Here is a 21,168-nt window from a genome sequence, read left to right on the forward strand (position 1 = left end):
TTCGGAGCTCGGAGCCGGCATCGTCGTTCTTCTACATCTGTACTGCCCTCACCAGCTCCGCACGCTGGCGACGGCCCTGCGGCAGCTCGACGACCTTCCGGTCGTCGTCGTGGTGGTGCGCATCGACCCGCACGAAGGCGGACCTCCCTTCGGCGGTTCCTCGACCGCTTCGACGCGTCGTTCATCGGCTTGGTCGGTGACGCCGAGCGCTCCACGGTGCACAGGTCGCTCCCGGGGTGACGTGATCGCCTACGGGCTAGATGATGTGGCCCGTGCCGCCTATCCCGTAGGGACCTCCGTCGCAGATTGGGTGCGCGATCTTCGGCTCCTGGCGAGTGCGCGTCGGGCGCGTTGCAGAGCTGTCACCGTACGCGTGATCGCGTCGCGGGTCTCGGCCCTCCGGCTGCGGCCTCCGGCCCCGCCGACAGCTGCGCCCTTGCCGAACCTTCTTCGATGACGACGAAGCGGATGCCGCCGGAGGGCTCAGCAATCACGTTGACGACCATCGTGGCGGCGACCATCACCGTCGTCAGCCCGAGCGCGACGAATGCCCCGCCGAAGAGCCCGGTGCCGAAAGCAGACGCTCCCCCGAAGGGCCGCCTGGCGCTCGTGAATCGCCTACGACATGTGTCGTTGGTAGGTTGCCATCGTGTCCTTCCTCGCCCGCCCGCGGCGCCTTCTCATGTTGTCAGCCGTCGCCGGCGTCCTCTCGGTGGCCGGTTGCGGCTCAGCCGCGGACGATCGCGATGTCACCGCACCATCCGTCGAGGCGTCGACCGCCACGGAGCCTGTCGACGTCACGCCCTCGTCCACAAGCACGACGCAGCCCGCTCCGGTGGTGCCGGCGGCTGTGCCCTTCCAGCCGCTTGCCGACGAGGTGGCCGTCGAGGCCAAGCAGGTCGCAGCCGATCTCGTCGTGGCAGCGGGGACCTACGACGCCGGGGCCGGAACGGTGGAAGGTGCCATGGAGCGGATCCAGGCCATCGGAGGCGACCCTATGATCGCCGACGCCATGGGGAACCTGCTCCTTCCCGACGCATCGGCGAGCGTCGAGATCGTCTACCCGCAGCTGGGCGGGCTCACCGAGACCCAGGCGTCGATCATCCTCGTCATCCGCCAGCACCTTGCCGACTCGAGCGGCCGCCGAGAGGTGACCCGCACGCTCGACGTGCGCGTGGCCAGTACCGGCGACCGCTGGGGGGTGGAGCAGGTCGCCTCCGACGGCGGCTCTCCGCCGATCGATCCGCCCCCGCCCAGCGAGGCGGCGCAGGCAGCGCTGGCCGACCCACGCCTGACGTTCCCGGACACGGCGCGGTGGGACATCGAGGCAGGTCGAGTTGACGACCGCGTGCTTGTCGCCCTGGTCGATGCGGCTGCGCAGTCCCCGCTCACCGTGACGACGATGACGGAGGGCCATCCTCTGGAGGTCTTCGGGACGCAGAGGACCAGCAACCACACGGAGGGCCGGGCGGTCGACATCTGGGCCGTCGGGGGAACACCTGTGATCGCGCTCCGCGACGATGCGAGTGCGGCGCGCAGGGTGGTGGATCGGCTGTTCGCAAGCGGTGTCGAGGAGCTCGGGTCGCCATGGGACCTGGACGGAGCGGGGGCATCTCGATCTTTCACCAACACCGTCCACCAGGACCACATCCACCTGGCCTTCGACCGTTGACTGGGCGCGCCCCGCACGACGAGCTGGCAGGTCCCTTCAGGTACGATCGGCGGATGCCTCGAAGGGTCATGGGCGCGCTCGAGGGCGAAGTGCTCGCCGTTCTGTCGGCCGCAGGTCGGCCAGTGACACCGGCCGAGGTGCGCGATGCACTCGACGCAGAGGTCGCCTACACCACGGTGGCAACCGTTCTCGCCCGGTTGCAGGCGAAGGGCTTTGTGACCCGTACGCCCTCGGCGCGCACCTACGTCTACGAGCTGGCGGTCCAGGAGTCGCGCATCGTCGCCGATCGCATGCACGGAGACCTCCGGCGCAGTTCCGACCGCAGGGGCGTGCTCCAGCAGTTCGTCGGCGATCTCGACCCAGATGAGGCTGCCGAGCTCCGCTCTCTCCTCCGGGCCGCCCAGCGCTCGGGCTGATGGACCTCTGGCTGCTCCTTCCCGGGGCCCTGCTCACCGTGGCTGCGTTGGTCGCTCCCCGCGCCACGGGACGCCTCCACCCGGCGACCGCAGTACGGATCATCACGGTCGCGGCCTCAGCGGCAGCTGTGACGGCTGCGGCGTGGGTGCTCCTCGTCGTGTCCGGTCTGGCCCTCGAGGCGGGCCCGCACGGTGGCCAGCACTCCACGGTCGGCCGAGTGGTCATGTCCCACGAACCGGTTCCGGGAGCAATGGCCGCGGCGGTCATCGTGTGGTTGACGATCGCCGCCGGACGTCTGGCCCACGCCCGCCGCGCGACGATCCTCGTCCGCCGCGCTGTCCCCGGTTCCCGTGGCGTCGTGGTGGCTGATGGCCTCGGCGTGGTGGCCCTCGCGATCCCCGGACGACGCGCGCGCATCGTCATCTCTCGGGAGACCGTCGTTCGATGCACCCCCGGCGAGACGGCGGTCGTCGTGGCGCACGAGTGGTCCCACCTCCAACGCCGTCACGGCTGGTACGCCGCAGCGGTCCGCGTCGCGTCGATCGCGTGCCCGTGGCTCAAGGCAGCGGACCGTCACGTGACGTTCCTGCTGGAGCGATGGGCCGACGAGGACGCAGCGGCGTCGGTTGGAGATCGGAACCTCGTCGCCCGGACGATCGCCAAGCTGGCGCTGATCGGTCGAACCCCTGACGGCGTGTTGGCCTTCGCCGGCGGCGACGCCGTGGCGCGGACGAAGGCGATGCTGGCGCCGGCGCCGGCGCCCCCCCGGCTGGCGGATCGGCTCACCGTCGCCGGTGCGAGCGCAGCGGCGACCGGTCTGGCCGGCTCCAGCCTCCAGCTGCACCACGTCCTCGCCGCTTTCTGATCATCCCGGGGAGGCGGCGGTGCGCAAGACCATGACCCCCGCAGCGTCCGGTGCCTCGAACGGATCCCGCTACGACTCTTGTAGTATTGTCCAGGTGTGGATCTCCGCGAGATGGCTGCCGTCGACCTGGCCGACGGGTCCGTCGAGATCCGACCTCTGGGCCGGGACGACCTCGCGTGGTCGGCCGCCCTCCACCGAGCGCAGCTCCCCCATGGGTTCTTCGCCCAGCTCGGCGCTCGGTACCTTCGTACGTACCACGCGAGCTTCATCACCAGCCCGCATGCGCTCGGCCTGGTGGCGGTCGCTCGAGGAAGGCCGTCAGGTTTCCTCCTGGCGACGACGGACGGGGCCGCTCACTACCGCCATGTGCTCCGCTACTCGGGGCTGCGCCTGATCCTGCGTGGCGCGCTCGCGCTGACGACACGGCCGCGGCTGCTCCTCCGCTTCGTCGTCACTCGGGCCCGGCGATACGCCCGCGGCGCCCACCGCCTCCGCCGACAGCACTCTCAGGCTCCCCCGAAGCACGGGCGCGCCAGCGAGGTGGTGCATGTCGCAGTCGACCCGGCTTGCTCTGGCAAGGGGATCGGGAGCGCGCTGCTCATCCATGCCGAGGCCGCAGTGGCGGGCTTGGGTGCCGTTCGAATGATTGCAAAGACGGCCGATGCTGGAGGGTTCTACGTCTCCGCCGGCTGGGTGAAGGTCGCATCGAAGACCGACTTGGAAGGCGTGCGCCACGACGTCTTCAAGCGGAGACTCGATCGGCCGCTCGCCTCGAACGGAGATCGACAGACCCTGCCCGTCGCCGCCGCCGCGACCGGCCTTGCGTAAAAGTTTCGTGAGCCAAGTGCCGAGGCCGGCCGAGCATGAGGTCGATCAATCCGCCTGAGCTGCGACAGGCGGCTGGAAGGCCTCGATGGCGGCGTCGACGTCGAACCAGCCTCCGAGCGGCGCCTGGGTCGGGCTGCCCTCTCCACCGAGAGCAGCAACGTCGCATCCTGCGGCGGCGAGCGGTTCGAGGACTCGCCGCACGAAGGGAACAGCGGCAGAGCTGCCGAAGCCAGCCTGCTCGAAGATGGCGCTGATGGCGATGCGAGGGGCGGTCGAGGGCGCAAAGGCGACGAAGAGCGACGAGTCGTCCTTGTCCGTCGCCTGGGCCGTTCCGGTCTTCCCGGCCACGGCGCAAGCGGACTGGTCGAAGCCCTGGAAGGTCGCCGACGCGGTACCGCCGGTGCCCGGCTTGGTCACCTGGTCGAGACCCGTGAGGATGGCTTCTCGCCACCCGGGCGCGAACGGCACCTGACCTGTCTTCTCCGGCTCAAGGACCCGGCGGGCCGTCTGCGTGCCGAACGGCGACACCTGGAGGACGAGCTGCGGGCGCCACGTCGTGCCCCCGTTGGCGAAGGTGGCGTACCCGTTCGCCAGCTGCAGGGGGGTGGTCAGTACATCGCCCTGACCGATGGCGGTGTTGGCACTCGTGCCGGCCAGCCAGCGCCCGTACTCCTCCTGGTCCGCGGGATCGTCGTAGAGGGATTCGGCGAAGGTCCTCTGCCAGGCCGGGGTCGGGATGCGGCCCGCCGCCTCGCCGGGGAGGTCGATGCCCGTCCGCTCGCCGAGGCCCCACACCTCCATCTGCCTCTGCAACCCGTCCTCGCCGAGCTGATCCTTCCTCAACCACGACTCATGACCGAGCCGGTAGAAGTAGGTGTCGGACGAGACGGTGAGCGCGCGGGCGAGGTCGACCGCTCCCTTGGCGTCCATGCCGGCGTTCTGCTTGCGGCACAGGCTCGAGCTGCACGGCTGGCTGAAGTAATACACGCCGGTGTCCTGGTACACGTACTCGGGTGTGACGAGAGAGGTCGCCAGAGCCGCGTAGGAGCTGAACAGCTTGAACGTCGACCCAGGGGCGTACTGCCCGCCGATCGCCCGGTTCGTCAGCGGGTTCCGATGCTCCTCGGCCCGCTCCGGCGAGGCGATGGCCTCGTAGTCCGCCGACGAGATGCCTCCGGTGAAGAGGCTCGGGTCGAACGTCGGGTAGGAGGCCATCGCCAGCACCTGGCCGTCACGAGGATCGATGGCCACCGCGGCGGCCCCCGGTGGATCACATCCGTCCGCTCCGCAGTCGGCGGCCTCGGCACGCCGGCGACGCTCGACCTCTGCCGCCAGGCCGACCTCGACCATGTATTGGAGGTCGATGTCGACGGTGAGGTAGACGTCGTCGCCCGGCACGGGCTCCCGCCTTCGCTCGACCACCTCCCGCACGCGCCGGCCGCGAGCGTCTACCTCGTAGACCTTGACTCCCGGCACTCCCCTGAGGTCCCGCTCGAGAGTGCGCTCGATCCCCGCCTTGCCGCTCGAGTGGTCTGGTTCATATGGCTTCTCTTGATTCTCGAAGAGCTCCAGGTCCTCGTTGCTGACTGGGCCGACGTAGCCGAGGACGTGTGCCAAGAGCGCCCCGTACCGGTAGGCGCGAGCTGTCACCCTCGCTGCTCGCACGGAGGGAAACTCCTCAGCCCGCTCCGTGAGGAGGATCTCGAGATCTTCGCTGATGGCAGTCTCGATCGGGACGGGTCGATCCTTGCTGTAGCGAGGATCCTCGATCCTCTCGCTCAGCTCCTCGGGGGTGATCGGCGCTGCTCCGTCCTCGTTGGCGGCGCCGTCACCGATGGCGACCCCTGCCGGAGCGGGACGCTGACCCTCGGACTCCCCTCCGACAGGAGGGTTCTCGGCCGGATCCTCGAGCGGATCCGAGGTCGGTACCGGAAGGGTCGTCTCGGTCGGATCCGGGCGCGGGCCGGGATCGTTCGGTACCCGCTGACCCGCAGCACGCAGCATCGCGTCCCTGTTGAGCTCCAACGCGAGGCGCCGAAGCAGCTCGTTCTGCTCGGGAGCGGCGAGATCATGGAAGGCCTGGTAATCGACTTCGACCCGGATCACGCGCTCGTTCTCAACCAGCGGAATGCCGTCGCGGTCGAGGATGCGTCCCCGCGGCGCCTCGGTCACGACCGTCCGCACGTTCGTCGCTGCGACTTCCGCCGCGTAGCGGTCGTTCTCGAGGACCTGGAGGTACCAGAGCCGTACGAAGAGCGTACCCACGAGGGCGATGCTCACGATGCCGAGGAGGCGTTGGCGGCGCATGTGCTGCTCGGGGGTCACGTAGCCGCTCTGCACCGACACGCGACCTGTGCAGACCCGGCGACAACATCCCGCCCGTGAAGATCCGCGACCGACTCAGCAGGCAGCCGGCGATGGCGATGGCGGCCGGCACGACGCTCAGCCGGGCCACTGGTCTCGGGCGCACACTGGCGCTCGCGTCCGTCCTCGGTCTGGGCGGCCTGAGCGACGCCTACAACCTGGCCAACACTGTGCCGAACATGTTCTTCACGCTGGTGGTCGGCGGCCCCATCGCCTCCGCCCTCGTGCCTGTGCTGGTGGCGGCCCGCAAGGAAGGCGACCGATCGGCGACACCAGCCGTCTTCACTGCTCTCGTCCTGGCCGCGATCGTCGCGGGGATGGCTCTGTTCGCAGCAGCACCTCTCGTCATCGACCTCCTGGCACCCTCGGGCATCGGAAGAAGCGACCCCGGCCGCGGTTCGGCACTGGCGACCCTGTGGCTCCGCTTGTTCGCGGCCCAGGTTCCGCTCTACGCGCTGAGCGTGTTCGGCGTCGGTGTGATGACCGTCCACGGTCGGCTCGCCATGGGCGCATTGGCGCCTGTGCTGACCAACGTCGGCATCGTCGTTGCCGCTGTCGGCTTCGGTGTCCTTGCGACGCAACGCTCCACGGCGGTCCGCGGCGCCCCGGTGATCGTGCTCGGCCTGGGGACCACGGTTGCCGTGGCCGCGACGTCGCTGGTCCAGATCTGGGGTGCACGCCGGGTCGACGAAGGGGTCCGCTTCACCCTCCGCGGACTGAGTCGTCACCCTGCGCTCGCAGAGCTGGTCCGCCTGGGGGCGTGGACGCTGCTCTACGTCGGGGTCAACCAGGTCGGCCTCGCAGCGGTGACGGCCTTGGCGAGCACGATCGAGGGCGGGATATCCGCATACCAGTGGGCGTTCATGATCATGCAGCTGCCGTATGCCGTGGTCGCGGTCTCGGTGATCTCTGCCGCGGTTCCGCAGCTCGCGGCGGCCGACGAAGACGACGTGCGAGAGCTCCTGTCGGGGCCGATCCGTACCACGGCCACCTTGATGATCCCGGCGGCACTCGGGCTCGTCCTCGCGGCGGGCCCGTTGGCCGCGGTGGTGCTGGGGGGGAGGGGCGATCCCATCCTCGGCAACGCGATCCGCGGCTTCGGCATCTCGCTCGTGCCGTTCTGCTTCTTCCAGCTCCTGTGCCGCGCTTCGTACGCCCGAAGGGACAGCCGATCGCCCGCCATCGTGAACGTCGCCGTCAACGTCGTCAACATCGCCGCCGCCGCCGCCACCTTCACCCTGACGGACAGTGCTCAGGGCCGCATCCTCGCTCTCACCCTCGCCCACGCTGCGTCCTATGCGGTCGGGATCGTCTTGATCGTCGGCCGCCTGAGACGCCGGACCGTGCGCGGCCTCGGCGTTCGGCGACGCCACCTCCTGCGGCCGCTTGCCGCCACCGCAGCCATGGGTGGCGCACTCGTCCCGCTGACCGTCGCCCTGAACCACCACGCCGTGGGGCGGGGGTCGGCGTTCTCTGTCGTCGCTGTGACCGTTGCGGTCGGAGCACTCGCCTACTGGGCGGTGGGCCGAGTGATCGGGCTCCGAGTCGTCGATGCCATCCACACTCGGGCCCGCTGATTGGGTCGATCGTTCCGAGCGAGGCATTACTACAGATGTAGCAGGCGGCGAAGCGGTCGCGGCATCTGGCGGGCGGATGAGCCGTCGACCTGGAGAGCGCCGAATGCTGACACCCCCCTCCGGCCGACCACCTTTCCGCTGTACGACAACTGTAGGAGTGTTCGGGCGCCCCGTCACCAGTCGCTAGGCCCTGACCTTCACCGCATGGGGGTCAGGCCATGGCCATGGTGGGCGACGGTGTCAACGACGCCCCCTCCCTTGCTCGAGCGGACGTCGGCTTCGCCATCGGTGCGGCACCGACGTCGCCATCGAGTCCGCCGGGGTAGTCCTCGCCTCGTCCGGCCCCCGCAGCGTGCTGGGCGTCAGTGGTCCAGAACCTCGTCTGGGGGCCGGCTACAACTTGTTCGCCATCCCCCTGGCCGCCGGCGTCCTGGCCTTCGCCGGCCTCACCTTGTCGCCTGCGGTGGGGGCGATCTTGATGAGCGTCAGCACCATCGTGGTGGCCCTCAACGCCCAGCTGCTCCGCCGTGTCGTTCTCCGACCGGGCTGACCAGAGGTCGTGCACGAGTCGCAACAGCAGCCAGTACGACAGTGTGTCGTAAGGTTCTCATTCGATGAACGACCCCGACACCCGCCGCCGCATCATCGGCTTCACCGCCGAGGACCGCATGCCGTGGCTCACCGCCCTGCTGAGCATCGGGATCCTCGGCGGCCTCTACCTGCGGATCTTCGGTCTTCCGGGTCGAGACCTTCATGGCTTCCTTCACCGCGCTGGCGTCATGGACCCCTTCTGCGGTGGGACCCGGGCCACGTACCTCCTCGTACGGGGACGGCTGGTGGAGGCGTGGTCGTGGAACCCTCTCGTACCGCTCCTTGCGCTCGGCGCGGTCGTGATCTTCGTCCGGATCGTCCTCGGCCTCACGACCAACCGCTGGCTCCAGGTCTCGCTGTCCCGCCGGGCTTGGGTCCCCGGCGTCAGCGCGCTGCTCGTGATCATCGAGATCAACCAGCAGCTGCAGGCGGAGCGGCTGATGGAGGTCGTCCCGACCTAGAGGCAACCAGCTCATCATCGGCGACCAGGGCGGGCCAGAGCGCCCCTCGGTGGGCCCCTCGGCGCCGACCACGTCACCGTGGACGCACGGTCGAGACCCGACCGTTCGCTCAACTCCGCCGCGCCGAAGCCCGATAGGCGTGGCGAGACGACCACGGGAGATCAACGGTGAAGGACACACGGCGCGGCGATCGATCTGCCGCCAGGGCGACCTCTGCGATCGCTGCCCCCGTGGTCGGGCTGATCTTGCTGTTCGGCCTGAGTGCCGCACCCGCTGGTGCGGCTCAGTCGGCGACGCGCGTGAACTGCCCCACCGGGGGAACGATCAGCGTCGCTCCTGCCATGGCCGACGAGGTCCGCCACCTGCTGAGCCACGCGCGTGCAGACGGTGTGATGCTGTGCGGATCGGGGCTCCGGTCAACGGCCACCCAGATCGAGCTGCGGCGGGCCAACTGCGGCCGCTCGCACCACGCGGTCTGGCACATGACCCCCAGCCGATGCTCTCCGCCGACCGCCTTGCCCGGAACCTCGATGCACGAGAAGGGCCTGGCCGTCGACTTCCACAGGTGTGGTAGAGGATCCCGGTGCTTCGACTGGCTCCGACGCCACGCAGCCGCCTTCGGCCTGAGGAACCTCCCCTCGGAGACTTGGCATTGGAGCACGAACGGACGCTGAGGCCGTTGTCCGACCCGCTCCGAGAGGACAACATCGAGGTCGTGTCGCGTCAGCCGTCGCAGGTGCGGATGCCGGTGTCGCGGTAGGTGGCCCGGAAGGTGTCTACGGCCGTTCGGCCGTCCGGGTACGTGATCGTCCGCTCTGTGGTGACCGTGGTGCACGCCGGAGCGGTCCTGGCCTCGCTCTGACCGGTCTGTTGACCGTAGGCGTGCTGGGTCGAGTACAGCGTCACCGTGATGCTCGTGTCGGTGTAGCTCGTCCAGATCATGATCCCGTAGGGCGTGTCGTTTGTGAACTTCAGGTCGGGAGCCGGGTAGCCCATGGTGGCTTCTCGGCCTCGTGGATACCGGCTGAAGTACTCGGAGTGGGCCTGGTACTCCTCGAACGGGAGTCCGGCGAAGTAGGCCGCGTTGAAGGTCGTGGTCGCGAACTGCGAGACGCCGCCACCCACCTCGCTGACGTGCTCGCCGTTGCTGATGGCGCCGGCCTCGACGAAGCCCTTCTCCACGGTTCGGGGGCCGACCCGCTCGTTGATCGAGAACGTCTCGCCCGGCAGGACGACCGCTCCCCGCACGAGGTCGGCGATGCGCTGGATGTTGGTCACCCGGGGCTCGCCGGGCGCGTGGTAGGTGGTGAAGGACTTGACCTGCGGCTGGCCGTTCCACTCGGTGGTGGTGCCGACCGGCTCCTTGATGCCGAGGGCCTGGGCCTCCTCGCTGGTGAGCTCGGGCTCCTCGATGACCGGCTCGATGGCGAGTGCGGTCTGCCCTTCGCGCAGGGCCCGGGCGATCTTGCTGGCGGCGTCGTCGCCGCAGCAGCGCTGGCCCACCACGGCGGGGATGATCTGGACCTGGCCGGCGGCGTCGAGGGTGAAGCCGGCGTCCTTGGGCGCGGCCTCGCCGAGCGAGCCGATCCGGTCGACGAGGGCGGCGTTCATGGCATCGCCGTCGAAGATGATCTCGAAGCCGTCTCCGGTGACCTGAACACCGACCCAGCTGCGCAGCTCGGCGGGCTCGAATGTGGCGGTCTTGCCGGCGACGGTGGCGACGAAGGGCTGGGCGGTGATCGCGGTGGCCCGGTTGGCGACCTCCTGGGCCTCGGCGTCGGCGATCTTCGGGTCGGTCTGGTCGGGCTCGACCTCGATGGTGAGCGGGTCCTCGCCGGCTCGTGCGGCATCGAGGAGCCGCTCCTCCACCAGCTGTGGGTCTAGTGCCAGGCCGGGCTGACCCGGCTGGACCCGTACACCGTCTGGAGAGGCGACGATGGCCGGTTCGACCGGTCGACGGGCGGCCTCGCCTTCAAGCGCAGGGAGTGCGAGCGCAAGCTGGTCGGACCGGACCGTGTACGTCGGCCTGATCTCCACGGGTGAGACGAAGGAGCGGGCCCAGGTCAGCGGTCGGGCGAGGATCGGCGCCTCACGACCGCCGTCGAGCACCGCTGAGATCGTCGCTGCCGAGTCGAGCACCAAGCCCAGCTCCCCCGCGGTGGACTCCAGGGTTCGGTCGCCCGTGCGGATCTCGACCACGGTGCGGCCGAAGACGTCCGCCGTCTGCGCCAACCTGGCCGTCACATCTTCGACGGACCGGCCCCCGACGTCACGCCCACCGAACTTGACGTTGCGAAGGGTGCCATTCGCCGACGCGGTCGTGTCGATCGCCCAGCTCCCGAAGAACAGGACCACGATGAGCGCGGGTAGACCGACCCGGAGGATGGACTTCGCGCGAGGTCGGGCCACGTTCACAGCGCCGTGGCTGCTGTGACCCGAGCCGGCGTCCGGGCTTCATCACAGGCGGTCACCCTCGACCGGGTCGCGACACCCAGGATCTTCGGTGCGGCCTGCTTGCTGAGCAGCTCAGGCGCGAAGCGGAACCGCCGGATCTGACCGATGACGAATCCCGCGTCCTCGATGGCCCGTTCGGTGTCACGGGTGACGTGGCAACCCCCGCCCACGTATGGGTGCACCCCGTCGATCGCCCGCTGGACGCGAGCGGCGCGGGGATCGGGATCGATGTCGTGCTCGTAGAAGCGAAGCTGGCCGCCGGGCCGGAGGACGCGATGGACCTCGTCCCAGGGGCGGCGGATCCTGTGGGCCGTGGCGCCCACGGGCATCGTCACCAAAGACATCGGCATGTCCTACTACACTCGTCGTAGTTGTCGTCTCGGCCGAAGATAGCCCATGGAGCGCCGACGGCTCGCTCTTGGTGGCCGATCTCGCTCGAAGGCCGTGATGGGGTCACCTCGTCCACGAGGCGATGCTCGATCGCGCTATCGCTGCGCGGGGCGCGCCGTCGCCTCAGGACCGAGGATGGGCCGGGCGATAGTCTGGTCAGCGATGTGCGCGCAGTGCTTCGTGCAAGCGACACCGATGGTCGTCGGTGGGATGGCCCTGCTCCGTCGCCGCTACCTCATCGGTCGGTTCAGGGCCTTGCGGGATCGTCTTCGTACGGCGGAGGCGGTGGACGAGGCAGCTGGCCGAGATGAGTCGGTTGGCGTCGCGGGCCGCAGCGGCGAGTCCTCCGGCCAAGCGACCGAGCTGACCTCTGTGTCGAGGTAAGGCCGAAGGCTCGGCCGAGTGGATTTGGCGCGCCCGTCCACAAACGATAATGGTTCTCGTATTCAGACCAACGGGAGAACCATGCGCCGAACATCCGTCACCGCCATCGCCGCCTTCACGTGCGCAGGATTCGCCATGACCGCCCTGGCAGGCTGTGGAGGCGGCGCCGACACCGCGAGTCCCGGCGGGCGGCCGACCGTCGTGGTGACGACCAGCATCCTCGGCGACGTGACCGGCGAGCTCATCGGCGACGCCGCAGAGGTGGTCGTGATCATGCCACCTGGTTCCGACCCTCATGACTTCGAAGCATCTGCGCAACAGGTCGACCAGATGCGACGCGCTGACGCGCTGATCACGAACGGTGGCGGCTTCGAGGTGAGCCTGGCTGAAGCGGTCGAGACCGCTCGGTCTGAGGGCGTCCCGACGCATGACGCCATCGGAGGCGTCGAGACGATCGACTTCGAAGAGGGCGGCGAGGGCGTCGATCCTCACTTCTTCACGGACCCGAGCCGCATGGCGGACGCCGCGGCCGACATCGTGGACTTCCTCACGACGGAGGTCCCCGCCTTGGCGGTCGACGACGTCCGGACGACTGCGAACGCCTACGTCGAGGAGCTGAGGGATGTCGACGCCTCCGTGCAGCGGACACTCTCGTCGATCCCCGACGAGGACCGGATCATGATCACCAACCACGAGGTCTTCGGGTACTTCGCCGATCGGTACGACTTCGAGGTGGTTGGAGTCGTCATCCCGGCTGGGTCGACCGGCGGCGAGCCGAGTGCCGGGAACCTCGCTGACCTCGTGGGCGTCATCGAAGAGGCGGGAGCCCCAGCCATCTTCGCCGACACCTCGGCGCCCACCCAGCTGGCCGAGACGCTCGCCTCTGAATCGAGCACGGGGGTCGATGTGGTGGAGCTCTTCAGCGAATCGCTCGGCGAGCCAGGGTCTGGCGGTGAGACCTACGTGGAGATGGTGAGGTCGAACGCAGACCGCATCGCAGCTGCGCTCGGCTGAGCCACCCGTCTCACGTGGTCAGGCCTCGTCGCGATGCTCGAGGTTCCATGTCTCACCGCCGTCGTCGGAGCGGTAGATGCCCGTGAGGTCATCCTCGTCGCTCGCGGCGGCCCACAGGTCGTCGCCGGTGGCCAGCAGAGCTTGCGGCGCTTCGTCCAGCGCTCCCGCCGGCTCCCAGCTCGATCCCCCATCATCGCTCCGCTGGACGCGGCCGGAGGGCTCCAGGCCCCAGAGCGGACCATCAGCCGCCCACGAGACGACGACGAGCACGGGCGAGGACGGTGCGTCCCACCTGCGTCCACCGTCCGACGACAGGCGCACGCCCTCGGGTGTCGCCGCGACGGTCCGCTCTTCGTCGGCAGGATCGACCGCAAACCCGGTCAGCGCGATCCGCGACCAAACCTCCCAGTCCCTACCGTCTGGGGCGACCATCAGCTGCGAGCTCGTCGAGTCCCAGCCGTACACCAGGTCGTGAACGGCGACCAGGGCGTGGAAGTCGGCTTCGCCGGAGAGGGAGATGTCGTCCCAGCTCTCGCCGGCATCGGTGGACTCGATCAGCCCCAGCAGCCCGGGATCACCGGCCTCCAAGCCGGCGACATCGGGATGTCCGCTCCCGAGGAAGCGACCGGGGCCCGTCACGGTGAAGCCCATGGTGTCCTGCACGGTCTCTCCCACCGTCTGAGGCGGAGCGCCGTCCTCGATCCGGAACATGCCGTGGTGGGTGGCGATGTAGAGGGAGTCATCTGCGGGATCGATCCCCAGCCCGTGCACGTGCGCGACCCCGAGATCGTCCTCGGTCGAGGTGGTCGAGGGGCAATCGGCATCTCGGTCGCGACCGACGATCACCGGTACGGCTCCCACGAGGACTGCGACGTTCAGCGGGACGACGAGCCATGCGCTCGGCGGCGGCGTTCTGCGTCTCGCGGTGGTGGCGCTGACCGGCATCGGCGACGTCGTCCTCTCTGCCAGGCGCTCAGCCAACGGCACGGGCGCGGCCCTTCAGTACGACAGCATGTAGTAAATAGTCGCGTCTCGTCCAACCATCCGTCCGAGGATCTCGATGCCCGCCACCGCCCAGGCCGCCACGAACGCACGCCGCTGGCTCATCGCCGCCTTCCGATCGGCTCGCAACATCGCCACCGACCTCCGGCACGGCCAGTTCACCGCCGCCGTGCCCGGTCGACATGGCGACACGAACAACTCAGACCACAAGGTCCTGCAAGCAGTCTTCGACCAGCGGGTGCGACCCGGCGACGTCATCATCGACGTGGGCTGCGGTCGAGGCCGAGTCCTCGCTCACCTTCTGAGGAACCACCCAGGCCATCGGGTGGTCGGGATCGAGATCGACCATGAGCTGGCGGCCACGACGGCGCGTCGCTTCGCCGACGAGGCGCTGTGCGAGGTCATCGCCGGCGATGCGGTCGCCGTTCTGCCCGACGATGCAACGCTCCTGTTCCTCTTCAACCCCTTCGGCGAGGCCGACATCGAGCGGCTGCGGGTGGCGTTGGAGGCACGGCCTGCGACTCAGCCGCCCCAGCGCCTTCTCTACTCGAACCCTCGGCACCTCGGCGGATTCGAGTCGAGCGATGCGTGGACGGTGCGGATGAACACGCTCGGCGGCGGCCGCCTGGTCCCCTTCCACGACCTGGCCGTGATCGACCGAGTCGTCTAGGCGCGCCGAGGAGGCGATCGGACAAAATACGACAGCGTGTCGTAACTTGGCGCTCGATGCTGAGCGCCATCTCGTACTCGCCGCTGGTGAAGATCGACCTGGGGCCGCTGTCGGTGTCGCCTCACGGGATCTTCACTGCCGTGGGGTTCCTCGTCGGCGCCTGGTTCTTCCTCCGGGACACCCGCCGGCGTGGGATCGACGACGAACCGGTCATCGAGGTCCTGATGCGGGCCGCCATCGGTGCGATCGTCGGTGCGCGCTTGGTCTACGTCGTCAACCACCTCGACAGGTACGCCTCTCCCGTCGAGTGGCTCAAGGTCTGGGAGGGCGGGATCAGCCTCCTCGGCGGTCTCACCGGCGGAGTCCTCGTCGGGTGGTGGGCGGGCCGCCGACGTGGGCTGGATGTGGTCGGCTTGCTCGACCTCGCCTGTCCCTGGTTCCCGCTTGGCATCGCCGTCGGGAGGATCGGCGACGTCATCATCGCCGACCACCTGGGTCCGACGACCTCGATGCCGTTCGGCTTCGAGTGCCCCTCGAACCCGGACGTCGGGGTCACCGTGGGCTCACCGTGTCCGCCGGGGGAGGTGGTCCACCTGACCGCGGCCTACGACATGCTCGCCGCGGCCGCGATCTTCGTCGTCATGTACCTGTTGCGGCGACGACTGTCAGAGCGGCGTGGGCAGGCGGCGCTGGCGCTGGTCGCTCTCTACGGCCTCAACCGCTTCACGCTCGACTTCGTGAGGGCGGACGACCGCCGGCTCGGTCTCACCGGCAGTCAATGGACCGCCCTGGTGGCCTTCACGGTCGCCACGACCGTGCTGGTCATTCGATGGAAGCGCCCACCGGAGGACCTCTCACCACCGGATTCCGTCGACCAGGCCGACGACATCGCAAGGAGGCCTTGATGGCGAAGAAGCGACAGCGCAACAACCCGCGGCGGCCGGAGGTCGTGCAGAAGCGGACCTCCGCTCGGGCAGAACAGCGCGCCAGCCGAGCTCGGGCCGAGCAAGAGGCCGCGGAGGCGAAGGCTCGTGAGATGAGCCGGCTGCTCGTTCGGTACGAGCGGATGCGGCGGGCCGGCTGGATCGCACTCGCGATGGCCCCGGCCCTCGTCGCCATCCACACGTTCGATCACTGGGACTGGTTCCACGTCTACGACCAGGGCCTCGAGGAGCTGACCATCGGCTACCCCGCAGCAGGTGTGGTGGCCCTCTTGGCCGCAGTCCTCCTCGGGCAGGTCAGCCCACTGGAACGGCGTTGATCTCGGCAGCCGCTCGGCCGCTTCCACACGCCGAGGCCTCGGGTTGATGGCGCGACGACCACCGTTGTTCAGCCGGGAGGGACACCCGTCCTTCTCCCCCCTCTTGGCGAGCCTGGCCGTGTCGGCGGGAGCCGTCGCGCTCTTCGGCACCTACTGGGACGATGCGTGGCACACCGACAGAGGGCGCGATTCGTTTGCCATCGCTCCTCACCTCACCCTCTACGGCGGAGTCCTCGCCCTCGTCTTGGTCGTCGTGGTCTGGTGGTGGAAGGCAGGATCTCGGGTCGGACGAGCACGGGCTGCGTCGAGTGATCCCCTGTTGCGCCGTGCCCTCCTCGCGCTTGTCGCTGTCGTTGTGTCGGCCCCGCTGGACGATCTCTGGCACCGGCTCTACGGGCGCGACGCCGTCCTATGGAGCCCGCCACACCTGCTGGCGACGGCGGCGCTGATCCTGCTGGCGACTAGCCTCTACTCGGCCACGTGGCGCATCGAGAGCGTGGGCGGCCCCTGGCTCAACTCGCTCCTCGGTGCGCTGGTGCTCAGTGCCCTGCTCGTGCCGGTCATGGAGTACGAGGCCGACGTGCCGCAGTTCTCCCTGGTCTTCTACCTGCCCATCGTGTGCGCCGCTGTGACCTTCTGCGCGGCACTCGTCTTCCGCTCGCCGCCGCAGCCGTGGCCGATGGCAAAGGTCGCGATCGGGGCATCCGTGATGAGGGCGATCGTCGTCGTGACGCTGGCGGCCCTGGGGTTCTCGACGCCGATCGTGTCACCGGTGCTGCTCGTGGCCATCGCGGTCGATGTGGTCATCCGTCGCGGCGCGAGCCCTGTCTGGTTCGTTGTGGTGGTACCCGCCGTGGTCCACATCGCGTACGGCCTGTGGCTACCGGCCATCCCGAACGGCGTGTCGATCGAGCCGTCGACCCTCCTTGTCAGCCTCGGGCTGTCCGTCCCGGCTACGGCGGCGGCCCTCGCCATTTCGGGCCAAGACCTGACACCGCTCACGCGCAGTAGGAGCCGACTCGCACTTCCGGGCTCTGTCGTTGCCGTCGCGGCCGTCGGCACCCTCGGCCTCTGGTCCGAGCCGGCGCAGGCGCACGATCCAGGGCAGGGACCTGAGAGGGGCCTCGCATCGCTCAGCGTCGTCATCGACGGCCCATCCGTGGAGATGGCCGTGCGGCTCCATGAATGCGGTGGCCTCGAACCGGTGGACCTGCGCGTCACCCGGGCGGGAACGACCCGTTCCGCGCCGCTCCGAGCCCAGGATCGCTGCACGTACCAGGGCACGATCGATGCTCCTGATCCGGGACGGTGGTTCGGCTACGCATCGTTCAGGTCGGCATCCGGTCGAGATCTGGAGACATGGGTACCGATCCAGAACGGAGGATCGAGCCGCCAGCGTCACGATCGCGTCCTGTACGAGGTGACCCAGCGCGAGGCGAGCCTGGCCAGATCGGCGACTGGGGCCGGGTTGGTCGCGCTGAGCGCGGCCCTGATCGTCGTCGCCGTCCGGACGCGCGCCAGCCGCTCGTCGGGCCGCGCCGCTTCCCCCCCGGGTACGAGCGACGTCGATCAGCCCGAGGAGGGCACGGTGCGGCCGTTCAGGCTGTGAGGAGCGCCTCGCACGCCTGCTCGCACCGGCGACACGCTTTGGCGCAGACCCGGCAGTGGTCGTGTGGTCGGCATGACCCTCGCACTCCTCAGCGCCGCGAAGACACGCGTCTCCGCAGGCGGTGAGAAGCGTCCGAGTCACCTCGGGGTCGTAGGCCGACTGACGTGAGAGGGTCCTTCCGGTCGCGTCGCAGATGTCGGAACCTCGGCTCGCTGTTCGGAGTTGGACCACGCCGCGTGGTCCCGCGCCGCTGTGCTCAGCGCTCCGTTGCGGTGCGAGGGAGCGGCGTGACGAGCAAGCCGATGCCGCCCGCGAGGAGTGCGCTCAGGAAGGCAGTGCCGGCCCACACCTCGGCCGACCAGGAGACAGAGCCCTCATCGATCGCGTAGAGCGCGAAGTAGGACAACCAGAGAACAGCGATGGAGCCCGCAGACACGTAAGCAGCGGGCGCCCGCCACCGCACGAGCGCGTCGCCGGCCACGCCCGCGGCGAGACCTGCGAGGAGGACGAGGGGCTGGGCGAAGTCGTCTGTGCCGGTGAACAGCACGACGAGGAGGCCGAAGAGCAGGGAGAGCGTGCCGGCGGGCGTACGCCATCGACGCAGCAGCAGCGCGACCGCTCCAGCGATCACGACGCTCATGAGCAGGATCGAGCCGACTCCGACGAGCTGCTGCAGCTCGTGGACGTCACTGCTCGGGTGACTGTGCTCCTGACCTTGACGCCGGCTGAAGGCGGTGCCTGCAGCGTTGTTGGAGAACGGCGAGAAGAAGGACAGGAAGAAGGCGACGAGCGCCGTCTCGAGGGCCACCGCCAGGGCCACGGGGAGGAACTCGCGGGAGGACGGCTCCTCGTCGAGGTCCAGCCACGCGGCGCGCACCGGGGCACTCAGCGCAACGAGTCCGCTGGCCATCAGCAGGAGATGCGTCGGGCTGAGAAGCGCTTCAAGCCCGACCTCGATCCCGAACAGCTCGTGCCACGCCAGGTCGCCGGTCGCCGCGACGCCGAACACGGCCAGCGCCACGAGCGTCAACCCATGCCCTCGCGGCATCGTCTCCCGCATCGGCCGGCCGGGCTCGCGGTCGCGCAGCGCCCGATCGAGGGCGAAGGCCGCCGCCGCTGCGAATCCCGAGTACAGGACGCCGTGCCACGGGGTGAAGAAGCTCTCCGGCTTCTGGTTGTCGTGCGCCCAACCATCCAGGAACAGCCCCACGATCATCCACAGGCCGAACAGCGCACCGAGCATGTGGTCCAGGCGGGAGAGCACAGGGCGCTGAGCCGCCGGGCCAACGGGCTCGACGCCGAGTGACGTCTGCGCCTCGCGGATCACGGTCTGGGAAGATACTACGTCCTGTCGTAGGCAGGTGTGCGTCCGAGGCGCGCCAATCGAGGTGGCAGCCGAGTTTCGTGCCGACGAACCCCTCCGATCCCGCTCACCGGGGCTTGCGGTCGCCGGAAGGCCACCACCAGCGTGGTCGGGAGCTCAGGCGACGCTGGAGCGATCCGACACGGCGGCGGACGGTGCTACAGGTGGTCGTGGAGCCTCCTAGGCTGGCGTCGATGACGGATCGACGACCGACTGGCGCGCTCGAGCGGGCGGTGCTCGAGCAGCTGTGGGCCAGAGCCGAGGGTGCGACCCCAGGAGAGATCCGTGCGGCTCTCGATGATCAGGTGGCCTACACCACCGTCACGACGATCCTCACCCGCCTGACCCAGAAGGGCCTCGCTGAACGGGAATCCGCTCGACGCGGCTTCCGCTACCGGGCGCTGAGCAGCGAAGCAGAGCTGGCGGCGTCGCGGATGCAGGACGCGCTCACCCCGGCGAGCGACCGGACGCTCGTCTTGAGCCGTTTCGTGGATGGGCTCTCGAATCAGGACGAGGCGGCGCTTCGCAAGATCCTCGACGAGGGCGGACCGTGAGCCCAACGCTCCTCCTGCCGGTGACGGTCTCACTGCTCGCCGCCGGCCTGGGCGGCCTCTCGCAGCGCTACTTCCGTCCTGCCATCGCGGCCTGGAGCCTGACGGTCAGCACCGTGCTCGCCGCGGCTGCGGCCCTGAGCGCGGCGTTGATGACCATCGTCAGCTTCGTCCACGTCGCACCGGTGAGCGGGGACTTCCTCTCCTGGTGCCTTGGGATCGAGCACGATCCGGCCCGGGTCCCATGGGTGGAGGCCGGGCTCGCGTCGACCTTCTTGGCAATCGCCTCCGTGCGTCTGCGCCGCTGCCGAGCAAGGTACCGGTCGCTGAGCCCCGACGACGCCGGCGACGATGTCGAGCTGATCGACGGCGAGCAGCCGTTGGCCTACACACTCCCGGGACGTTGTGGTCGCATCGTCGTCTCGTCCGGGATGTTGCGGGCCCTCAGCGACGACGAGCAGCGGGTGCTCTTCTCCCACGAGCGGTCTCACCTCCACCGCCGGCACGATCTGTTCCTCTACGCCGTCGATCTCGGCGTCGCCATCGTTCCTCCGCTCGCTCCGATGAGCCGTTTCGTCCGCTTCGCCACCGAGCGCTGGGCTGACGAGGACGCCGCTCGCACAGTGGGCGACCGCCGGCTCGTTGCGCGAGCCGTCGCTCGCGCCGCGATCGCACAGAACTCGGTCGTGCAGCCAGGTCTCGCCCTGGCCGGCCTAGGCGTGCGTTCCCGTGTGGAGCAGCTGCTCGAGGACCCGACCGGGCCGTCGAAGCTGCGCGGGGCCCTTCTCCTCACCGCCGGCCTCACCGCGACGGTCGCCGCCAGTGCTTCGCTCCAGGTGCACCACCTGGCGATGGTAATCGAGCAGCTCTGCGGCCGCAGCTGATCCAGCGGCGGGCGCCGGGTCGAAGCTGAGCTCCAGGTCAGCGCAATGGCACTGGCGCACTTGCGTTGGTCGCCGGCATCCGGAGCAGAGAGCGAGGCACGACACGATCGCGATGCCGGCGACGACGAGGGCCCGGGGACCTCGGCTCGGCCCGTCCGCCAGCAACACCAAGCCGATGACCACGATGCACCGCCGATCGCCAGGAGAAGGGCAGCGGTCACTTTGGAGATGGACGGTGAGCGCCGTGTCATGACCAGGCCAGCGATCGCGGTCGCACCGGCGGCCGCGCCGACCGAGACGGCGACGGCCATGGCCAACCCGGCGGAGACGGCACCGAGTACGACGAGCGTCGGGAGGCCGCAGGATGCTGCGCCGACGCCGAGACGTCTGCGGCGTTCGTCCGTCGATCGGTGCACGACGCGCCGGGGCCCGGGCGCTGGCTGCGATCGCAGCCGAGCCCATCATCGACGTCGACACCACAGCGGCCGAAGTGCTCGCCCGCCTGGGCGACGAGGTGACGGTGCGGGGAATCCGGGCGGTCTTCGCAGAGATGAGGTCCCGGTGAAGGATCGACTCGCGGTCTACGGACTCGACAAGCCGTTCGGCCCGGACGCCTTCTACTCGACCATCGGCTCTGTCGTGTCGAGCTACGTGGAGGCAACCGGCGCACGGTGGACGGACTGGACCGACCCGGACCGCACCGCCGACGAACCCGCAGGCAGCTGAGACCCGGGGAACGGCAGCCCGGCGCGGGCTCGGTCGCGTCCCCCGTTCGCGCCGTGGATCCTCGTGGCAGGTCCCGCGACCCGGG

Annotated in this window: 22 protein-coding genes and 1 pseudogene; 17 read left to right on the forward strand and 6 right to left on the reverse strand. The window is 69.3% G+C overall.

What is annotated here, in order from left to right; genetic code table 11:
* Nucleotides 1-649 precede the first annotated feature (649 nt).
* From HC251_RS18600 to HC251_RS18615, 4 genes are all read left to right on the forward strand, one after another.
* The gene (locus HC251_RS18600; RefSeq protein ID WP_219942103.1) at nt 650-1,672 is read left to right on the forward strand and encodes a hypothetical protein; all 1,023 of its coding nucleotides are present in this window, start codon (nt 650-652) and stop codon (nt 1,670-1,672) included.
* Between the two features lie 68 nt (nt 1,673-1,740).
* Nucleotides 1,741-2,088 carry a BlaI/MecI/CopY family transcriptional regulator gene (locus HC251_RS18605; RefSeq protein ID WP_219942104.1) on the forward strand — a complete coding sequence of 116 codons (348 nt, stop codon included), beginning with the start codon at nt 1,741-1,743 and terminating at the stop codon, nt 2,086-2,088.
* Nucleotides 2,088-2,954, forward strand: a complete 867-nt coding sequence (locus HC251_RS18610; protein WP_219942105.1) for a M56 family metallopeptidase — start codon at nt 2,088-2,090, stop codon at nt 2,952-2,954. The genes HC251_RS18605 and HC251_RS18610 overlap by 1 nt, the downstream gene beginning before the upstream one ends.
* A gap of 96 nt (nt 2,955-3,050) precedes the next feature.
* Entirely contained in the window at nt 3,051-3,782 is a 732-nt protein-coding gene (locus tag HC251_RS18615; protein ID WP_219942106.1) for a GNAT family N-acetyltransferase, read from the forward strand.
* 45 nt (nt 3,783-3,827) lie between these two features.
* Here HC251_RS18615 and HC251_RS18620 read toward each other — a convergent pair whose 3' ends face one another.
* Nucleotides 3,828-6,122, reverse strand: coding sequence for a penicillin-binding transpeptidase domain-containing protein (locus HC251_RS18620; RefSeq protein WP_219942107.1), 2,295 nt, complete (start codon nt 6,120-6,122; stop codon nt 3,828-3,830).
* Nucleotides 6,123-6,163: 41 nt separating this feature from the next.
* Between HC251_RS18620 and murJ the strand changes: the two genes are divergently transcribed.
* From murJ to HC251_RS26295, 4 genes and pseudogenes are all read left to right on the forward strand, one after another.
* On the forward strand, nt 6,164-7,723 hold the full coding sequence (murJ, locus tag HC251_RS18625) for a murein biosynthesis integral membrane protein MurJ (RefSeq protein ID WP_219942108.1): 1,560 nt from the start codon (nt 6,164-6,166) through the stop codon (nt 7,721-7,723).
* A 209-nt stretch (nt 7,724-7,932) separates the two neighbouring features.
* Nucleotides 7,933-8,273: pseudogene (locus tag HC251_RS18630) on the forward strand (heavy metal translocating P-type ATPase); the annotation flags it as partial.
* 64 nt (nt 8,274-8,337) lie between these two features.
* Nucleotides 8,338-8,775, forward strand: coding sequence for a DUF2752 domain-containing protein (locus HC251_RS18635; protein ID WP_219942109.1), 438 nt, complete (start codon nt 8,338-8,340; stop codon nt 8,773-8,775).
* 299 nt (nt 8,776-9,074) lie between these two features.
* Nucleotides 9,075-9,449, forward strand: coding sequence for a M15 family metallopeptidase (locus tag HC251_RS26295; protein ID WP_370651309.1), 375 nt, complete (start codon nt 9,075-9,077; stop codon nt 9,447-9,449).
* Between the two features lie 49 nt (nt 9,450-9,498).
* Here HC251_RS26295 and HC251_RS18645 read toward each other — a convergent pair whose 3' ends face one another.
* Together HC251_RS18645 and HC251_RS18650 are read right to left on the reverse strand one after the other, a co-directional pair.
* Nucleotides 9,499-10,644, reverse strand: a complete 1,146-nt coding sequence (locus tag HC251_RS18645) for a VanW family protein (protein WP_219942111.1) — start codon at nt 10,642-10,644, stop codon at nt 9,499-9,501.
* A gap of 542 nt (nt 10,645-11,186) precedes the next feature.
* Nucleotides 11,187-11,564, reverse strand: coding sequence for a hypothetical protein (locus tag HC251_RS18650; RefSeq protein ID WP_219942112.1), 378 nt, complete (start codon nt 11,562-11,564; stop codon nt 11,187-11,189).
* A gap of 574 nt (nt 11,565-12,138) precedes the next feature.
* Here HC251_RS18650 and HC251_RS18655 point away from each other — a divergent pair.
* Nucleotides 12,139-13,017 (forward strand): metal ABC transporter substrate-binding protein, encoded by an 879-nt coding sequence (locus HC251_RS18655; protein WP_219942113.1) that lies wholly within the window; start codon nt 12,139-12,141, stop codon nt 13,015-13,017.
* Nucleotides 13,018-13,035: 18 nt separating this feature from the next.
* Here HC251_RS18655 and HC251_RS18660 read toward each other — a convergent pair whose 3' ends face one another.
* Nucleotides 13,036-13,962 carry a F510_1955 family glycosylhydrolase gene (locus tag HC251_RS18660; protein ID WP_219942114.1) on the reverse strand — a complete coding sequence of 309 codons (927 nt, stop codon included), beginning with the start codon at nt 13,960-13,962 and terminating at the stop codon, nt 13,036-13,038.
* Between the two features lie 115 nt (nt 13,963-14,077).
* Between HC251_RS18660 and HC251_RS18665 the strand changes: the two genes are divergently transcribed.
* The 4 genes from HC251_RS18665 (at nt 14,078) to HC251_RS18680 (ending at nt 17,559) form a co-directional block, all read left to right on the forward strand.
* Entirely contained in the window at nt 14,078-14,689 is a 612-nt protein-coding gene (locus HC251_RS18665; RefSeq protein ID WP_219942115.1) for a trans-aconitate 2-methyltransferase, read from the forward strand.
* 56 nt (nt 14,690-14,745) lie between these two features.
* Nucleotides 14,746-15,594 (forward strand): prolipoprotein diacylglyceryl transferase, encoded by an 849-nt coding sequence (locus tag HC251_RS18670; RefSeq protein ID WP_219942116.1) that lies wholly within the window; start codon nt 14,746-14,748, stop codon nt 15,592-15,594.
* Nucleotides 15,594-15,950, forward strand: coding sequence for a hypothetical protein (locus HC251_RS18675; protein ID WP_219942117.1), 357 nt, complete (start codon nt 15,594-15,596; stop codon nt 15,948-15,950). Before HC251_RS18670 ends, HC251_RS18675 begins: the two co-directional genes overlap by 1 nt.
* A gap of 103 nt (nt 15,951-16,053) precedes the next feature.
* Entirely contained in the window at nt 16,054-17,559 is a 1,506-nt protein-coding gene (locus tag HC251_RS18680; protein WP_219942118.1) for a hypothetical protein, read from the forward strand.
* Here HC251_RS18680 and HC251_RS26300 read toward each other — a convergent pair.
* Both HC251_RS26300 and HC251_RS18690 read right to left on the reverse strand, forming a co-directional pair.
* Entirely contained in the window at nt 17,549-17,644 is a 96-nt protein-coding gene (locus tag HC251_RS26300; protein ID WP_219942119.1) for a four-helix bundle copper-binding protein, read from the reverse strand. The two genes, HC251_RS18680 and HC251_RS26300, sit on opposite strands and share 11 nt — an antisense overlap.
* Nucleotides 17,645-17,815: 171 nt before the next feature.
* Nucleotides 17,816-18,886 carry a hypothetical protein gene (locus HC251_RS18690; RefSeq protein ID WP_219942120.1) on the reverse strand — a complete coding sequence of 357 codons (1,071 nt, stop codon included), beginning with the start codon at nt 18,884-18,886 and terminating at the stop codon, nt 17,816-17,818.
* A 230-nt stretch (nt 18,887-19,116) separates the two neighbouring features.
* Here HC251_RS18690 and HC251_RS18695 point away from each other — a divergent pair, with 230 nt between their 5' ends.
* From HC251_RS18695 to HC251_RS18710, 4 genes are all read left to right on the forward strand, one after another.
* Nucleotides 19,117-19,476 (forward strand): BlaI/MecI/CopY family transcriptional regulator, encoded by a 360-nt coding sequence (locus tag HC251_RS18695; protein ID WP_219942121.1) that lies wholly within the window; start codon nt 19,117-19,119, stop codon nt 19,474-19,476.
* Nucleotides 19,473-20,357, forward strand: coding sequence for a M56 family metallopeptidase (locus HC251_RS18700; RefSeq protein WP_219942122.1), 885 nt, complete (start codon nt 19,473-19,475; stop codon nt 20,355-20,357). The genes HC251_RS18695 and HC251_RS18700 overlap by 4 nt, the downstream gene beginning before the upstream one ends.
* A 364-nt stretch (nt 20,358-20,721) precedes the next feature.
* On the forward strand, nt 20,722-20,922 hold the full coding sequence (locus HC251_RS18705) for a hypothetical protein (RefSeq protein ID WP_219942123.1): 201 nt from the start codon (nt 20,722-20,724) through the stop codon (nt 20,920-20,922).
* On the forward strand, nt 20,919-21,083 hold the full coding sequence (locus tag HC251_RS18710; protein ID WP_219942124.1) for a hypothetical protein: 165 nt from the start codon (nt 20,919-20,921) through the stop codon (nt 21,081-21,083). The genes HC251_RS18705 and HC251_RS18710 overlap by 4 nt, the downstream gene beginning before the upstream one ends.
* The last annotated feature ends 85 nt before the right edge of the window (nt 21,084-21,168 follow it).

This window comes from Iamia sp. SCSIO 61187 (assembly GCF_019443745.1).
Classification (GTDB): Bacteria; Actinomycetota; Acidimicrobiia; order Acidimicrobiales; family Iamiaceae; genus Iamia.

What these genes read in the sequence shown, in the direction of transcription:
- HC251_RS18605 (WP_219942104.1), top strand. Translation starts at nt 1,741, where the DNA reads ATGGGCGCGCTCGAGGGCGAAGTGCTCGCCGTTCTGTCGGCCGCAGGT.
- HC251_RS18610 (WP_219942105.1), top strand. Translation starts at nt 2,088, where the DNA reads ATGGACCTCTGGCTGCTCCTTCCCGGGGCCCTGCTCACCGTGGCTGCG.
- HC251_RS18635 (WP_219942109.1), top strand. Translation starts at nt 8,338, where the DNA reads ATGAACGACCCCGACACCCGCCGCCGCATCATCGGCTTCACCGCCGAG.
- HC251_RS18655 (WP_219942113.1), top strand. Translation starts at nt 12,139, where the DNA reads ATGACCGCCCTGGCAGGCTGTGGAGGCGGCGCCGACACCGCGAGTCCC.
- HC251_RS18660 (WP_219942114.1), bottom strand. Translation starts at nt 13,962, where the DNA reads ATGCCGGTCAGCGCCACCACCGCGAGACGCAGAACGCCGCCGCCGAGC.
- HC251_RS18665 (WP_219942115.1), top strand. Translation starts at nt 14,078, where the DNA reads ATGCCCGCCACCGCCCAGGCCGCCACGAACGCACGCCGCTGGCTCATC.
- HC251_RS18670 (WP_219942116.1), top strand. Translation starts at nt 14,746, where the DNA reads ATGCTGAGCGCCATCTCGTACTCGCCGCTGGTGAAGATCGACCTGGGG.
- HC251_RS18675 (WP_219942117.1), top strand. Translation starts at nt 15,594, where the DNA reads ATGGCGAAGAAGCGACAGCGCAACAACCCGCGGCGGCCGGAGGTCGTG.
- HC251_RS18695 (WP_219942121.1), top strand. Translation starts at nt 19,117, where the DNA reads ATGACGGATCGACGACCGACTGGCGCGCTCGAGCGGGCGGTGCTCGAG.
- HC251_RS18705 (WP_219942123.1), top strand. Translation starts at nt 20,722, where the DNA reads ATGCTGCGCCGACGCCGAGACGTCTGCGGCGTTCGTCCGTCGATCGGT.